This window comes from Ensifer sp. ENS08, from assembly GCF_014852195.1.
Lineage (GTDB): Bacteria > Pseudomonadota > Alphaproteobacteria > Rhizobiales > Rhizobiaceae > Ensifer > Ensifer adhaerens.
This window is the reverse complement of sequence record NZ_JACVBF010000004.1, coordinates 256,885-272,457: the sequence shown is the minus strand read 5'-3', so window position 1 is coordinate 272,457 and position 15,573 is coordinate 256,885. Positions and strand designations below refer to the sequence as shown.

Below are 15,573 nucleotides of genomic sequence, written 5' to 3'. Positions count from 1 at the left end.
AATTGCGCTCTGCCCGGTGACCCGCTAATACTTTATTTCGCGGGTGCAGCATTTCCCGCAATATCAAGTCATTGAGGAGACCGACTTGCCTATCTCGAAGATCCTTGTTGCCAACCGTTCTGAAATTGCCATCCGCGTTTTTCGCGCTGCAAACGAACTCGGTCTGAAAACGGTCGCGATATGGGCGGAAGAGGACAAACTCGCGCTGCACCGCTTTAAGGCGGATGAAAGCTACCAGATCGGCCGCGGCCCGCATCTTGCGCGCGACCTCGGCCCGATCGAAAGCTACCTGTCGATCGAGGAAGTGATCCGCGTCGCCAAACTCTCGGGTGCCGACGCCATTCATCCGGGCTACGGCCTGCTGTCGGAAAGCCCGGAATTCGTCGATGCCTGTGACGCCGCCGGCATCATTTTCATCGGTCCGCGCCCGGCGACGATGCGTCAGCTCGGCAATAAGGTCGCAGCCCGCAACCTCGCTATTTCCGTCGGCGTTCCGGTCGTGCCGGCCACCGATCCGCTGCCGGACGACGAAAAGGAAATCCATCGCCTCGCCGCCGAGATCGGCTACCCGGTCATGCTCAAGGCCTCCTGGGGCGGCGGCGGACGCGGCATGCGCGCCATTCGCGATCCGAAGGATCTGATCCGCGAGGTGACGGAAGCCAAGCGCGAGGCCAAGGCCGCCTTCGGCAAGGACGAGGTCTATCTCGAAAAGCTGGTCGAGCGCGCCCGCCACGTCGAAAGCCAGATCCTCGGCGACACCCACGGCAATGTCGTGCATCTGTTCGAGCGCGACTGCTCCATCCAGCGCCGTAACCAGAAGGTCGTCGAGCGCGCGCCGGCGCCCTACCTCTCCGATGCGCAGCGGCAGGAACTGGCCAACTACTCGCTGAAGATCGCCAAGGCGACCAACTACATCGGCGCCGGTACCGTCGAGTATCTGATGGATGTGAACACCGGCAAGTTCTACTTCATCGAAGTGAACCCGCGCATCCAGGTCGAGCACACCGTCACCGAAGTGGTGACCGGCATCGACATCGTCAAGGCGCAGATCCACATTCTCGACGGCGAGGCGATCGGCACGCCGCAATCGGGTGTGCCTGACCAGGCTGACATCCGCCTCAACGGCCACGCGCTGCAGTGCCGCATCACCACGGAAGATCCGGAACAGAACTTCATTCCCGACTACGGCCGCATCACCGGCTATCGTTCGGCGGCCGGTTTCGGCATCCGTCTCGACGGCGGCACGGCCTATACCGGCGCCTACATCACCCGCTACTACGATCCGCTGCTGGTGAAGGTCACGGCCTCGGGCAGCACGCCTCAGGAAGCGATCAGCCGCATGGACCGGGCGCTGCGCGAATTCCGTATCCGCGGTGTGGCGACCAACCTCACCTTCCTCGAGGCGATCATCGGCCACGAGCAGTTCCGCAACAACACCTACACCACCCGCTTCATCGATACGACGCCGGAACTCTTCCAGCAGGTCCGGCGCCAGGACCGTGCGACGAAACTCTTGACCTATCTCGCCGACGTCACCGTCAACGGTCATCCGGAGGCCAAGGGCCGCCCGAAGCCGCCGGCGGATGCGGCCAAGCCCGTCGTGCCGTTCATCCAGGGCGAAATCCCCGCCGGTACCAAGCAGAAGCTCGACGCGCTCGGCCCGAAGAAATTCGCCGAGTGGGTGCGCGGTGAAAAGCAGGTTTTCCTGACCGATACGACGATGCGCGACGGCCATCAGTCGCTGCTTGCGACCCGCATGCGTACGCATGACATCGCCCGCGTCGCCGGCACCTATGCTCGTGCGCTGCCGCAGTTGTTCTCGCTCGAATGCTGGGGTGGTGCGACCTTCGACGTTTCCATGCGCTTCCTCACCGAGGACCCGTGGGATCGTCTCGCCCGCATTCGCGAGGACGCGCCGAACCTGCTGCTGCAGATGCTTTTGCGCGGCGCCAACGGCGTCGGCTACAAGAACTACCCCGACAACGTCGTGAAGTACTTCGTCCGCCAGGCGGCGAAGGGCGGCATTGACGTCTTCCGCGTCTTCGACTGCCTCAACTGGGTCGACAACATGCGCGTGTCGATGGAGGCCGTTGCTGAAGAGAACCGCATCTGCGAGGCGGCAATCTGCTACACTGGCGACATCCTGAACTCGGCCCGCCCGAAGTACGATCTCAAGTACTACACGGCATTGGCGGCCGAGCTCGAAAAGGCCGGTGCGCACATGATCGCCGTCAAGGACATGGCGGGCCTGTTGAAGCCGGCCGCCGCGCGCGTGCTGTTCAAGGCGCTGCGCGAAGCGACGGATCTGCCGATCCATTTCCACACGCACGACACCTCGGGCATTGCGGCTGCAACCGTGCTTGCCGCGGTCGATAGCGGCGTCGATGTGGTCGATGCGGCGATGGATGCGCTTTCCGGCAACACCTCGCAGCCCTGCCTCGGCTCGATCGTCGAGGCGCTGCGCGGCTCGGAGCGTGATCCGGGCCTCGATCCCGAATGGATCCGCCGCATCTCCTTCTATTGGGAAGCAGTGCGTTACCAGTACGCCGCCTTCGAAAGCGACCTCAAGGGACCGGCGTCGGAAGTCTACTTGCACGAAATGCCGGGCGGTCAGTTCACCAACCTCAAGGAGCAGGCCCGTTCGCTCGGGCTGGAAACCAAGTGGCACCGCGTTGCCCAGGCCTATGCCGATGCCAACCAGATGTTCGGCGACATCGTCAAGGTGACGCCGTCCTCCAAGGTGGTCGGCGACATGGCGCTGATGATGGTCTCGCAAGACCTGACGGTCGCCGACGTCGAGAACCCGGCCAAGGATATCGCCTTCCCGGATTCGGTCGTCTCGATGCTGAAGGGCGATCTCGGTCAGCCTCCGGGCGGCTGGCCGGAAGCGCTGCAGAAGAAGGCGCTGAAGGGCGAGAAGGCTTACACCGCCGTTCCCGGCTCGCTGCTGCCGCCGGCCGATCTCGACGCGGAGCGCAAGGCGATCGAGGACAAGCTCGAGCGCAAGGTCGACGATTTCGAGTTCGCCTCCTACCTGATGTACCCGAAGGTCTTCACCGATTACGCGGTCGCGGCCGACACCTATGGTCCGGTCAGCGTGCTGCCGACGCCGGCCTATTTCTATGGGCTTGGACCGGGCGAGGAGCTGCAGCCGGAGATCGAGCGCGGCAAGTCGCTGGTGATCCTGCACCAGGCCAAGAGCGAGCCGGACGAGAAGGGCATGGTCAAGGTGTTCTTCGAACTCAACGGCCAGCCGCGCCTGATCAAGGTACCGGACCGCAACCGCAGTGCGACGAGCGCCGTGCGCCGCAAGGCCGAAGGCGGCAATGCTGCCCAGCTCGGCGCTCCGATGCCGGGCGTCATCTCCACGGTCGCGGTTCATCCGGGCCAGGCGGTTAAGGCCGGTGACGTGCTGCTCTCGATCGAGGCGATGAAGATGGAAACGGCGCTGCATGCCGAGAAGGACGGCACGATCGCCGAAGTTCTGGTGCGCGCCGGCGACCAGATCGACGCCAAGGACCTGCTGATCGTCTTCGACGCGTAAGCGTTTGCCAAACGGACAGACAAAAACGGCCGGATGCGAATCCGGCCGTTTTTGTTTTGCGATGGATGAGACGACGGCTGCTTAGCGCCTAGGCCAATGGAACCGGTCCCAATGCTTCCCTTCAGATCTCGTAGTCGTGCGGAGCGCTGAGCGAGGCAATGAACTTCTTCGTTCGCTCGCGCTCGGGCGCCGAGAAGATCGTCTTTGGCGCGCCGCTTTCGACGATGAGGCCGCCGTCGAGGAAGATCACCTTGTCGGCAACGCGCGAGGCGAGCCGGAGGTCGTGGGTGGCCATGACCATGGTGGTGCCTTCGCGGGCAAGCCGGCTCAGGACTTCGACCACTTCTTCCGCCAGTTCAGGGTCGAGCGCCGAGGTCGGCTCGTCGCAGAGAAGCACGCGCGGCGAAGGGGCAAGGGCACGGGCGATCGCCACGCGCTGCTGCTGGCCGCCGGAAAGTGTTGCCGGCCAGGCGTCGGCCTTGTGCGCCATGCCGACCTTTTCGAGCAGTTCCATTGCCCGGGTCTTTGCCCTGTCCGCCGGCCATTTCAGCACGGTGACGAGGCCTTCCATGACATTGCCGAGTGCGGTCTGGTGCGGGAAGAGCTGGAAGTTCTGGAACACCATGCCGGTCTGCCGGCGCAGACGCTGGATCGCCGTCCAGCCGATCTTGCGGCCAGGGGCGAATTCAAGCTTCTCGTCGCCAAGCTTGATCGATCCGGAGGTCGGGATCTCCAGAAGGTTGATGCAGCGCAGCAGCGTGCTCTTGCCGCCGCCGGACGGGCCGACCAGCGCGGTCACAGTGCCCTCGGCGAGCGTCACGGAAATATCCTTCAGCACGAGATTGTCGCCGAAGCGCTTTTCGATGTGGGAGAGCTCGATCATGTGCGTGCCTCCAGGAAGCCGCCATAGCGGGCGAAGCGTCGCTCCAGCCTGACCTGCAGGGCGGAAAGAACGGAGCTCATGGCAAGATAGATCAGCGCCGCCTCGATGTAGAGGATCAGCGGCTCGTAGGTGGTGGCGACGATGCGCTGCGCTGTCTGGAACATCTCGGGCACAGTAATGGCGGCGGCAAGCGACGTATCCTTCACCAGCGAGATGAACGTGTTCGACAATGGCGGCACGGCGACGCGGGCTGCCTGCGGCAGGATCGTGCGGCGCATCGCCTGGCTCCAGCTCATGCCGATCGAATAGGCTGCCTCCCATTGTCCGCGCGGGACCGACGAAATCACCGCGCGAATGATCTCGGAGGTGTAGGCGCCGACATTCAGCGAGAAGCCGATGAGCGCTGCGGTGAAGGCGTCGAGCAGGATGCCGGCGCTCGGCAGGCCGTAAAAGATCACGAACAGTTGGACCAGCAACGGCGTGCCGCGGATCACCCAGACGTAAAAGCGCGCGATCCAGGCGACCGGTGCCGGCCCGAAGAGCCGGGCGACGGCGGTGACGAGCCCCAGGATCAGGCCGAAGATGAAGGAAAGCAGCGTCAGGGGGATGGTAAAGGTCAGGCCGGCCCAGAGCAGGGACGGCAAGGATTCCAGCATCAGTGGGAGCCAGGTGGTCAAGGGCGAGCCTTTCAAAAAGCGCGATCCGCCCCGGGGTCCGGAACGGATCGCTTTTCATAGCCGAGAATGGCCGGCTGAGAAACCGGCCGAGGGCCCAGTGATCGGGTTACTTCGAGACGTCGGCGCCGAAGTACTTCTGCGAGATCTTGTCGTAGGTGCCGTCGGCCTTGATGTCGACGAGCGCCTTGTTGATCGCCTCGAGAAGTTCCGGCTCGCCCTTGCGGATGATGATGCCGGAGAAGTCGGCATCGGCCTGCTCAGCGGCGATCTTGACCGGGGCGTCGGGCTTCTTCTTCTTGAAGTCGAGGAAGGAGAGGCTGTCGTTGATCGTCGCGTCGGCACGGCCGGTCAAGACGAGTTGGATCGACTGGTCGAAGCCGTCGGTGCCGACGAGTTCGGCGCCGGACGCGGTTGCGAGCTTGCCGAAGTTGCTGGTCAGCGACTGGGCCGACTTCTTGCCCTTGAGATCGGCAAAGCCCTTGATCTCCTCGTTGTCGCTCTTGACGATCAGCACGGCCTTGGAGGCGATATAGGGTTCGGAGAAGTCGTACTTCTTCTTGCGCTCCTCGGTGATGCCGACCTGGTTGATGACCGTGTCGTAGCGGTTGGCGTCGAGGCCGGCGATCAGGCCGTCCCACTTGCCTTCGAGGTATTCAGCCTTGACGCCGAGCTTCTCGGCGACGGCCTGGCCGATCTCCACGTCGAAGCCGACGAGCGCGCCGGAGGCGTCGTGATAGGTGAACGGGGCATAGGTGCCCTCGGTGCCGATCTTCAGGACACCGGCAGATTTGATCGCATCGAGGTTCTCGCCGGCTTCAGCGGAGCCAAGTGCGGCAACCTGCATCAGAGCGGCGGCAAACAGCGTGGGGAGGAGTTTCATCGTGATTTTCCATCTTCTTTCTTGCCCGGCCCGGCGTCCGGATTGAGCGGACAATCGCATAAAAAATCGGCGATCTGAGCGTATAAAACACCAATTCCTGAGCGTTTTGATGAAGAATTTTCCTCGAATTGACCCCGATTGCGCGCAAAAGCCACGGTTTGTCGAAATTCGCGCGCCGCTCCGATTTGGGCGCTGTGCCGGCTTGAAAACGGTTTCAAAAATTGCTATGCGCATTTATGGCGATTCATGCACGTTTATGCACGGTTGGTGAAAATGTCAGGGGAACTCCTTCTTCGTGAGCGAAAGACGCTGATCCAGGAGCGGTTGAAGGCCAATGGCCGGGTGCTGGCTGCTGATCTTGCGGCTGAGCTTAGCGTTTCAGAAGACACGATCCGCCGCGATCTCCGGGAAATGGCCGCGGCAGGACTGTGCGAGCGCGTCTATGGTGGCGCACTTCCGGTCGCGCCGGCGGCCCACAGCACATTGCGAGAACGGGTGGCGATGGCGCCGGAACGCAAGGCGGCGCTGGCGCGCACGGCGGTCGGCCTGATCAAGCCTGATATGACCGTGTTTCTCGATGCCGGCTCGACCAATCTTGCGATCGCGCAACTGATCGAGCCGGAGCTGCCGGTCACCGTCGTCACCAACACACCGCTGATTGCCGTCGCGCTCATGGAGAAGCCGGGTGTCGATCTGATCCTGCTCGGCGGCCCGCTCAACCGTGCCGTCGGTGCGGCGATCAGCGCGCGGGCTCAGCGCGATGCGGAGCTGCTCCGACCCGATCTCTGCTTTCTCGGCACGTGCGGCGCCGACGCCGTTGCGGGCCTGACGGCGATCTATTTCGAGGATGCGGAATTCAAGCGGCTCATTGCGTTGCGCAGCCGGCGCCTGGTTGTCGCCGTCACCAGCGACAAGCTCGGTACGGCCGCCGCGCACGGGGTCGTTGATATCAATGACAAGGTGACGCTGCTGCTCGAGGCGGATGCGTCGGCCGAGTATCGGTCGGCCTTCGAGGCGACAAGGGCAGAGGTCCTGATGGCGGGAGAGACGGAATGACGACGATCACGCATGTGGCGCTCTGGACGCGGGACCTCGAGGCGATTGCCTGCTTCTGGTCGTCCTTCTTCGGCGCCGAAGTCGGCGAGATCTATGAAAGCCGACGGCGGCCGGGCTTTCGCTCGCGGTTCCTGACGCTTGGCGACGGGCCGGCATTCGAGATCATGGAAGGCCCCTGGGTTGGGCCGGCCGATCCGGCTGAAGAACGTACCGGCCTTGCCCATGTGGCGCTGTCGCTCGGGAGCGAGCAGGCGGTCGAGGCGATGGCCGCGCGCGCCGAGGCTAAGGGCATTCTGGTCGCAAAGCCGCGATGGACCGGCGATGGCTTCTATGAGGCTGTTGTTCGCGACCCCGATGGAAATCTGATCGAAATCACAATTTGAGCCGGGCGACCCGGCACAGAGGCAAGACCATGGACCAACGTTCTCCTTCCGCGACCGTCCGCCAGGGTTACATGACCCGCAACCGGCTGGCGGTTTCGCTGCTCTTCCTATTGAACGGCTTCGTCATCGGCAGTTGGGCGCCGAAGATCCCGGAATTCAAGGACCGGCTCGGCATCAGCGAAAGCGTGCTCGGCCTGTTGATCCTGATGTTCGGTATTGGCTCGCTGGTACTCATGCCGATTGCCGGCGGCTACATCGCCCGTGTGGGGTCGCAGAAGGTGGTCAAGGTCACCGCCATCATCCTGTCGCCGTTGCTTCTGCTTCTGACGCTTGTCCCCGATGTCTGGACGGCGGCTGTCGCCATGTTCCTGCTTGGCGGTTTTGCCGGCGCGATGGACGTCGCGATGAACGCCAATGCGGTCGAGGTCGAGAAATCCATGCGCCGTGCGATCATGTCGTCCTGCCATGCCTACTGGAGCCTCGGCGGCCTGATCGGTGCCGGTATCGGCGGCTTCCTCATGGCCCGCTTCGGTGTGCTGCCGCATGTCCTTGTCGTCACTGCGATCTGCCTGGTACTGATCGTCGCCGCTTGGCCGATGATCCTGGCTGACAAGCCGCATCCAGGCGCAGCCAAGGAAAAGCTGCGCCTGCCGATGACGCCGCTCCCCTGGCTGATCGGCATCATGGCGCTGTTCTCGATGGTGCCTGAGGGCACAGTGCTCGACTGGGGTGCGCTTTATCTGCGCAACGAGCTTGGCGCCTCCGTTGAGCTTTCCGGCTTCGGCTTTGCCGCCTTCTCCGCCACCATGGCGACCATGCGTTTTGCCGGCGATTTCGTGCGGGATCGCTTCGGCGCCAAACGGACGCTCCGCATCTGCACCGTCACGGCACTCGTCGGCATGATCGTCGCGGGCACGGCGCCCAATGCCTATATCGCCATCCTCGGTTTTGCGATCGCCGGCATCGGCATCTCCAACATGGTGCCGATCGCGTTCTCGGCCGCCGGCAACATGCCGGGCCTGCAGCCGGGCATCGGGCTCTCGGTCGCGACCTTCATGGGCTATTCCGGCATGCTGTTCGCACCGTCGCTGATCGGCTTCGTTGCCGAGCATACGGGCTTTGCCATCATCTTCGCCTCGGTGCCGCTGCTCTTCATCGTCGTGCTTCTCTTGTCGCACCATGCGATCCATGCGGATCACGCTAAGGGGCACTGAGACGGAACGGCGCCATCAAATCGCCGTCAGGGCATGATGTCGCCGTTGACAATCAGGCTTTCCTCATCCACCTGATGGGCAAATGGCCAGGGCGAGTTGAGGAAAGTCCATGCGGGTTCTGCCCGCATCCTCGCCCGGCTCAGTGACCCACGAAGAGGCCTTCATGTCTTCCGCCTTCGATTTCGATCCGCAGCCCCGCCGCGCCTCCGTCGCCGTCGATGTCGGCGGCGTCATCGTCGGGGGCGGCGCACCGGTCGTGGTCCAGTCGATGACCAACACCGATACGGCCGATATCGATGGGACCGTGGCCCAGGTGGCCGCGCTGCACAAGGCCGGTTCGGAACTGGTGCGCATCACCGTCGACCGCGACGAGAGTGCGGCGGCGGTGCCGAAGATCCGCGAGCGGCTCGAGCGCCTTGGTCTCGACGTGCCGCTCGTCGGCGACTTCCACTATATCGGCCACAAGCTGCTTGCCGATCATCCGGCCTGCGCCGAGGCGCTTGCGAAGTATCGCATCAATCCGGGCAATGTCGGGTTCAAGGACAAGAAGGACAAGCAGTTCGCCGAGATCGTGGAGATGGCGATCCGCTACGACAAGCCGGTGCGCATCGGTGTCAACTGGGGTTCGCTCGACCAGGAACTGCTGACGCGGCTGATGGACGAGAACAAGGCGAACGGTTTTCCGCTGACGGCGCAAGAGGTGACGCGCGAGACGATCGTGCAATCGGCGCTGCTCTCGGCGGAACTCGCCGAAGAGATCGGTCTGCCGCGCAACCGCATCATCCTTTCGGCCAAGGTTTCCGGCGTTCAGGACCTGATCGCCGTCTATGCCATGTTGTCGGCCCGCTCGGACCACGCACTGCATCTCGGCCTCACCGAGGCCGGCATGGGCACGAAGGGCATCGTCGCCTCGTCCGCTTCGCTCGGCATCCTCATGCAGCAGGGCATCGGCGATACGATCCGCATTTCGCTGACGCCTGAGCCCGGCGGCGACCGCACCCGCGAGGTGCAGGTGGCGCAGGAATTGCTGCAGGTCATGGGTTTCCGTCAGTTCATCCCTGTTGTTGCCGCCTGTCCCGGCTGCGGACGCACCACGTCCACGGTGTTCCAGGAACTCGCCCAGAAGATCCAGGACGACATCCGCCGCAACATGCCGGTCTGGCGCGAGAAGTATCCCGGCGTCGAGGGCCTGAAGGTCGCGGTCATGGGCTGCATCGTCAACGGCCCGGGCGAAAGCAAACATGCCGATATCGGCATCTCTTTGCCCGGCACCGGCGAAATGCCGGCCGCCCCCGTCTTCATCGACGGCGAGAAGGCAATGACACTGCGCGGCCCCAACATTGCCGGCGACTTCGAGACGCTGGTTTCCGACTATATCGAGAAGCGCTACGGCCGCGGCCAGGCGGCCGCTGAGTAAGCAGCCGCGCTTTGTCCACGCTGTGGCCTCAGAGCCGTGATGTCAGCAGCTTGAAGCCGGCAAAGGCGAAGAAGCCGGCCATCAGGCTCTCGATCAACCGCCTGGACTTGAGATAAGCGCGGTGTACCGGCGTGAGCGAGAAGACGATCGCAAAGCCGCAGAAGGTCATCAGACCCAAGACCATGCAGCCGCCGATAAAAGTGGCGGTAACGCCGACCGGCGCGCCCGCGGGCATGCCGAGTGACACCAGCATGATCCAGGAGAAGATCGCCTTGGGGTTCGTCAGGTGGATGCCGAGCCCCTTGAGATAGAGCCGCTTCAGCGAGGTCTGCACCTTTGCCGTCGGTACGATCGCGCTCTTGTCGCTGCGCATGGCGGCGCGTAGCGCGTTATAGGCGAGCCAGAAGAGATAGCAGGCGCCGGCGATCTTGAGCACGATGATCGCGTGGCCATAGGCGCGGATCAGCGCCGAGAGACCGGAGGCCGTCAGCATTGCCCAGGTGTAACTTCCCGTCAGAACGCCAAGGGCAAGCGCCAGGCCCGCCTTTCGTCCCTGGCTGACCGAGGTGGTGATGATCGCCAGGATCGCCGGCCCCGGCGATGCGGTCGCGATCAGATAGGCGGTCCAGGCAATGAGAAGCTGCGGCAGATAGGGCGTCAGGTCGAACATGTAAGACAAGCTCCGGCTCGGTCGCCGGAGGCTAGATCAGTCCATCGCTTGTTTGAAACGGCGAAAATGTCACCGAGACAACTTAGAGGATCTCGTCTAGCGCCTCGATCAGGCGCGCGCATTCGGCATCGGTGCCGATGGTGATGCGCAGGAAATCGGAGATGCGCGGCTTGGCGAAATGGCGCACCAGCACGGCGCGATCGCGGAGCGCCTTCATCAGCGTTTCTCCGTTATGGCCGGGATGCCGTGCGAAAACGAAGTTTGCCGACGAAGGCAGCACCTCGAAGCCGCGCGCTGTCAGTTCGGCCGTGAGCCGGTCGCGCGACGCGATGATCTTGGCGCGGGTCTCCTCGAACCAGGCTTCATCCTCGATCGCGGCGATGGCGCCGGCCTGGGCCGGGCGGCCGAGCGGATAGGAGTTGAAGCTGTCCTTCACCCGTTCCAGCGCCTCGATCATCGGGCTCTGGCCAATAGCGAAGCCGACGCGCAAGCCCGCAAGCGCGCGCGACTTGGAGAAGGTCTGGACGACCAAGAGGTTCTCGTATTTCGAAACCAGTTCCGCGGCCGACTGGCCGCCGAAATCGACATAGGCCTCGTCGATGACGACGGGCTGGTCCGGATGGCTTGCGACCAGCCGCTCGATGTCGGCGAGCGGCAAAGCGATGCCGGTCGGGGCATTCGGGTTCGGCAGGATGATCGCGCCGCAGGGCCGGTCGTAGTCGGCGAGATCGATCTCGAAGCGATCGCTGAGCGGGATCTCGACCGTGTCGATCTCGAAGAGCCGCGCATAGGTCGAATAGAAGCTGTAGGAGATATCCGGATAGAGCAGCGGCGCGTCGTGCTTCAGCAAGCCGGCGAAGATGTGCGCCAGCACCTCGTCCGAGCCGTTGCCGACGAAGACTTCTTCGGCGGTCACGCCATAGCGTACGGCGATGGCCTGGCGCAGCTTCAGCGCCAGCGGGTCCGGATAAAGGCGAAGATCGCTGCTCGCTGCCGCGGCGATCGCGTCGAGCACCTTCTCAGACGGGCCGTAGGGGCATTCGTTGGTGTTGAGCTTCACCAGGTTGGCGATGCGCGGCTGTTCGCCAGGCACGTAGGGCTTCAGCTTGGAGACGATCGGCGACCAGTATTTGCTCATGGATCTAGCTCCTGCGATTGGCGATGAAACGGGCGGCTTCGACGAGAATGGCCGAGCGCGCTCCATAGGGCGCAAGCAGCGCTTCGGCTTCGGCGACCAGTTGCTCCAGCCGGTCTTCCGCCCAGGTCTGGCCGTTGAGCGCGACCAGCGTGCCCTTGCCACGGGCGGCGTCCTTGCCGGTTGCCTTGCCCATGGTCTCAGCATCCGCGGTAAGGTCGAGCAGGTCGTCGGCAAGCTGGAAGGCAAGGCCGATCTTTTCGCCGAAGGCGCGAAGCCGCGCGCGGTCCTCCTTCGCGGCGCCGGCGACGATGGCGCCAGCCTCGCAGGCAAAGCGGATCAGGGCACCTGTCTTCATCGCCTGCAGCGTGACGATCCCGGCCTCGTCCGGTGGCGACTTTTCCGCGGCCAGGTCGAGCGCCTGTCCGCCGGCCATGCCGCCGTGGCCGGCGGCGCGTCCGAGCGCCAGGATCAGTTCCACCTTCTGCGCATCCGAAAGCGCTGTCTCGGGTGCTGCGATGATATCGAAGGCGAAGGTCAGCAGGCTGTCGCCGGCAAGAATCGCCGTCGCCTCATCGAAGGCCCTGTGCACGGTCGGCTGGCCGCGGCGCATGTCGTCGTCGTCCATCGCCGGCAGGTCGTCATGGACCAGCGAATAGCAATGCACGCATTCGAGCGCCGCGCCGACGCGCAAGGCCGCATCGCGATTGCCGCCGAGCAGATCGGCGCATTCGATCACCAGGAAGGGGCGCAGACGCTTGCCGCCGTTCAGCACGCCGTGGCGCATGGCCGCGAGCAGGTTTGCCGGCCGGGCGATTTCGTCGGCTTCCGTCGTCTGGCCGAGCAGACGTTCCAGCAGACCCTCGACGGTGCGGGCATTGGTGGCGAGGCGACGGGTAAAAGGCGATGTGTCCTGGCTCATGCGCGCTCTTTGACATGGGCGAAGAGGGCTTTCAACGGGGATTCGTGTCGCAGCCGCGCGCTTTCCCTGGGACAGCCTTCTCCGCGCCTTGCCTTTTGCCAGAAAGCCCGTTCAACTCTGCCTGCGCATGCACTAAGAGAAGCGGATGGACAGCGAGGTGAACAGTCAGGCCGCGAACGTCGTTCCGGAAGCGCGCGAGGAGGGCGAATTGCCTTCCAGTCGCTGGTCTTCGCTTCGCCGGACGTTGCGTACGCGTCGCCGCCAGATCGTCCTGGCTGTCCTGGGCTTTCTCGTCCTTCCCTACGCGCTGATCGTTCTCTACCTGGTGGAGTTCATCCATCCCGTCTCGACGCTCATGCTGCGCGATCTCGTGCTGCTGCGCGGCTACGATCGGCAATGGGTCGAGTTCGATGATATCGCCCCGGTTCTGGTGCAGTCGGTGATGATGTCGGAGGACGGGCAGTTTTGCGCGCATGACGGCGTCGACTGGGGCCAGATGCGGGGCGTGGTCGAGGATGCGCTCGAAGGGGAATCGACCCGCGGCGCGAGCACCATTCCGATGCAGACGGTCAAGAACCTCTATCTCTGGAACGGTCGCTCCTTCCTGCGCAAGGGCATGGAACTGCCGCTGGCGGTCGCCGCCGACTTCGTGTGGAGCAAGCGGCGGATGATGGAGATCTATCTGAACATCGCCGAATGGGGCGACGGGATCTATGGTATCGAGGCGGCCGCCCGCCATCATTTCGGGGTTTCGGCGTCGAAGCTCTCGCGCCGGCAGGCGGCGCTGCTTGCGGTGTCGCTGCCCAATCCGAAGGAGCGCAACGCCGGAAAACCAGGCCGCGGTCTCAAGCGTCTGGCGAACCTGATCGAGCGCCGCGCCAGCCGCTCCGGCGGTTACATCACCTGCCTTTATAATTAGGATCAGACCTTTTCATTGGATGGGCTCGTCGGGCGATGTCATGCTCGCGTTGTAGAGTTCTGCCATCTGGGCCTCTCTCCCTTCGAAAGGCCCGATTGCTCCATGACCTTGATTTCCCCCTCGCTTCTCGCCCTTGGCCGCAGCGCCAACGATGCCCCGCCGAGACATCTCGGAACGCGCTACAACACCGAAGGCCAGTTCCTTTCGGAACCGGGCAACACGGTTGTGTCTCACGTTGCCGCCGGATCGCCGTCCGAGGCCGCCGTGCTTGCGGTGCGCGACCGGGTGATGGCGATGCCCGAGGCGGGGCAGTTCGCCTTTACCCACCCGTCCAGCCTGCACATGACGATCTTCCAGGGCATCATCGAACACCGCCGGAAGCTCCCTTACTGGCCGGCTGGCATGCCGCTCGATACGCCGATCGAGGTGATGACGGCGCACTATTGCGAACGGCTTGCGCATTTTGCGCCGCTGGAGCAGTTCCGCGCCCGCGTGACCGAGATCACGCCGACGGGCCTTGCGCTCGAAGGCGACGGTGCCGCCGACCGTGCCGGTCTCAAGGCCTGGCGCGACGCTTTCGCGGAAGCCTTCGGCTATCGCCATCCGGATCATGACGACTACCAATTCCACATCACCTATGCCTACCCCGTCGACTGGCTCGACGATGCGGCGCTGCCGCGCTGGCAGGCGATGCTGGACGAGCAGCTCGCTTTTCTGCGCGAGCAGGCGCCGGTGATCGCGCTCGATCCGCCGGCCTTCTGCTCGTTCGAGGACATGAACCATTTCGAGGAACTGATCGTTTTCTCGGAGAGACCAGCAATCAAGGAACAGAAATGACCGGACTTACACTCTATGTCGGCAACAAGAACTATTCGTCCTGGTCGATGCGGCCATGGATCGCGATGACGGCAGTCGGCATCGATTTCTCGGACGTGGTCATTCCGTTCGATTTCGCCGCCGGCAATCCGGAGATCCGGGCGATCTCGCCGACCGGAAAGGTGCCGCTGCTGCGCCACGGGGACCTGCTTATCTGGGAATCGCTGGCGATCATCGAATATGTCGCCGAACTCTTTCCCGACGCCGGGCTGTGGCCGGCCGACCCTCAGGCGCGCGCACGGGCGCGCAGCTATTCGATGGAGATGCTGTCCGGTTTTCGCGCTCTGCGTGGTGCCTGCCCGATGAACATCCGTCGGCCAAAGCAGGCGCTGGACGTTGGCGCGGACGTCCGCGCGGACGTGGCACGTATCGAGCAGATCTGGACGGAGGCGCTTGCGCGTTCCGGTGGCCCGTTCCTCTTCGGGTCCTTCAGCGCGGCCGATGCGATGTACGCGCCTGTGGTTAACCGCTTCGACGTCTATGATCTCGTTGCGGATCGAGAAACGCTCGGCTACATGAACCGCGTGAAGGCACATCCGGCGTTCCTGAAATGGGAGGAGGCCGCCCGCGCAGAGCCGTGGGTCGTCGCCGAAGACGAGGTCTGAAAAGGTCGAGTCGAAAAATTGCCCGTGGGGACTGGTCAAACGGCAGTTGTCCATGTATAAGCGCGCCAAATTTCCGTGATTAACATCTGTTTTACACGGCCATTTCGGCTGCTGAACAGTGTTTGCCCGATAAGTGGAGAATGAAATGGCTGTACCTAAAAGAAAAACGAGCCCGTCCAAGCGTGGCATGCGCCGTTCGGCTGACGCTCTGAAGACCCCGACCTACGTCGAAGACAAGAACTCCGGCGAACTGCGTCGCCCTCACCACATCGACCTGAAGACCGGCATGTACCGTGGCCGTCAGGTTCTGACCCCGAAGGAAAGCGCATAAGCGTTTCCGTTCGCGGATTAGGTTCAAAGGGCTGGCTCTGCCGGCCCTTTTGTTTTGCATC

General features: G+C 63.5%; 15 protein-coding genes. 9 read left to right on the top strand and 6 right to left on the bottom strand.

Features of this window, described 5'->3' with window-relative positions; translation table 11 throughout:
• The first annotated feature begins 85 nt into the window (after positions 1–85).
• Positions 86–3,544: a pyruvate carboxylase gene (gene pyc, locus IB272_RS13355; protein WP_060586575.1), complete on the top strand. Its 3,459-nt coding sequence runs from the start codon at positions 86–88 to the stop codon at positions 3,542–3,544.
• A 121-nt stretch (positions 3,545–3,665) separates the two neighbouring features.
• On the opposite strand, the gene IB272_RS13350 is transcribed toward pyc, so the two are convergent.
• The 3 genes from IB272_RS13350 to IB272_RS13340 all read right to left on the bottom strand — a co-directional run bounded on the left by IB272_RS13350 (position 3,666) and on the right by IB272_RS13340 (position 5,984).
• On the bottom strand, positions 3,666–4,427 hold the full coding sequence (locus IB272_RS13350) for an amino acid ABC transporter ATP-binding protein (RefSeq protein ID WP_060586573.1): 762 nt from the start codon (positions 4,425–4,427) through the stop codon (positions 3,666–3,668).
• Complete coding sequence (locus IB272_RS13345) at positions 4,424–5,104, bottom strand: amino acid ABC transporter permease (protein WP_089044284.1); 681 nt, start codon at positions 5,102–5,104, stop codon at positions 4,424–4,426. The genes IB272_RS13350 and IB272_RS13345 overlap by 4 nt, the downstream gene beginning before the upstream one ends.
• 106 nt (positions 5,105–5,210) lie before the next feature.
• Positions 5,211–5,984 carry an amino acid ABC transporter substrate-binding protein gene (locus IB272_RS13340; protein ID WP_060586572.1) on the bottom strand — a complete coding sequence of 258 codons (774 nt, stop codon included), beginning with the start codon at positions 5,982–5,984 and terminating at the stop codon, positions 5,211–5,213.
• 273 nt (positions 5,985–6,257) lie between these two features.
• Here IB272_RS13340 and IB272_RS13335 point away from each other — a divergent pair, with 273 nt between their 5' ends.
• The 4 genes from IB272_RS13335 to ispG all read left to right on the top strand — a co-directional run bounded on the left by IB272_RS13335 (position 6,258) and on the right by ispG (position 10,054).
• Complete coding sequence (locus IB272_RS13335; RefSeq protein WP_113135854.1) at positions 6,258–7,040, top strand: DeoR/GlpR family DNA-binding transcription regulator; 783 nt, start codon at positions 6,258–6,260, stop codon at positions 7,038–7,040.
• Positions 7,037–7,423, top strand: coding sequence for a glyoxalase/bleomycin resistance/extradiol dioxygenase family protein (locus IB272_RS13330; protein ID WP_060586568.1), 387 nt, complete (start codon positions 7,037–7,039; stop codon positions 7,421–7,423). Before IB272_RS13335 ends, IB272_RS13330 begins: the two co-directional genes overlap by 4 nt.
• Positions 7,424–7,452: 29 nt before the next feature.
• Entirely contained in the window at positions 7,453–8,637 is a 1,185-nt protein-coding gene (locus tag IB272_RS13325; protein ID WP_034802948.1) for an MFS transporter, read from the top strand.
• A 163-nt stretch (positions 8,638–8,800) separates the two neighbouring features.
• Positions 8,801–10,054 (top strand): flavodoxin-dependent (E)-4-hydroxy-3-methylbut-2-enyl-diphosphate synthase, encoded by a 1,254-nt coding sequence (ispG, locus tag IB272_RS13320; RefSeq protein WP_034803175.1) that lies wholly within the window; start codon positions 8,801–8,803, stop codon positions 10,052–10,054.
• Positions 10,055–10,082: 28 nt separating this feature from the next.
• On the opposite strand, the gene IB272_RS13315 is transcribed toward ispG, so the two are convergent.
• From IB272_RS13315 to IB272_RS13305, 3 genes are all read right to left on the bottom strand, one after another.
• The gene (locus IB272_RS13315; protein WP_034802945.1) at positions 10,083–10,724 is read right to left on the bottom strand and encodes a LysE family translocator; all 642 of its coding nucleotides are present in this window, start codon (positions 10,722–10,724) and stop codon (positions 10,083–10,085) included.
• 82 nt (positions 10,725–10,806) lie between these two features.
• On the bottom strand, positions 10,807–11,862 hold the full coding sequence (hisC, locus tag IB272_RS13310; RefSeq protein WP_060586562.1) for a histidinol-phosphate transaminase: 1,056 nt from the start codon (positions 11,860–11,862) through the stop codon (positions 10,807–10,809).
• Between the two features lie 4 nt (positions 11,863–11,866).
• Positions 11,867–12,781 (bottom strand): polyprenyl synthetase family protein, encoded by a 915-nt coding sequence (locus tag IB272_RS13305; protein ID WP_060586561.1) that lies wholly within the window; start codon positions 12,779–12,781, stop codon positions 11,867–11,869.
• A 145-nt stretch (positions 12,782–12,926) separates the two neighbouring features.
• Between IB272_RS13305 and mtgA the strand changes: the two genes are divergently transcribed.
• The 4 genes from mtgA to rpmF all read left to right on the top strand — a co-directional run bounded on the left by mtgA (position 12,927) and on the right by rpmF (position 15,512).
• Positions 12,927–13,700, top strand: a complete 774-nt coding sequence (mtgA, locus tag IB272_RS13300) for a monofunctional biosynthetic peptidoglycan transglycosylase (RefSeq protein WP_060529995.1) — start codon at positions 12,927–12,929, stop codon at positions 13,698–13,700.
• Between the two features lie 102 nt (positions 13,701–13,802).
• Positions 13,803–14,537, top strand: a complete 735-nt coding sequence (locus IB272_RS13295) for a DUF1868 domain-containing protein (protein WP_060586560.1) — start codon at positions 13,803–13,805, stop codon at positions 14,535–14,537.
• Complete coding sequence (locus tag IB272_RS13290) at positions 14,534–15,181, top strand: glutathione S-transferase family protein (protein ID WP_034802931.1); 648 nt, start codon at positions 14,534–14,536, stop codon at positions 15,179–15,181. The genes IB272_RS13295 and IB272_RS13290 overlap by 4 nt, the downstream gene beginning before the upstream one ends.
• Positions 15,182–15,326: 145 nt before the next feature.
• Complete coding sequence (gene rpmF, locus IB272_RS13285) at positions 15,327–15,512, top strand: 50S ribosomal protein L32 (protein ID WP_034802928.1); 186 nt, start codon at positions 15,327–15,329, stop codon at positions 15,510–15,512.
• Positions 15,513–15,573: the final 61 nt, after the last annotated feature.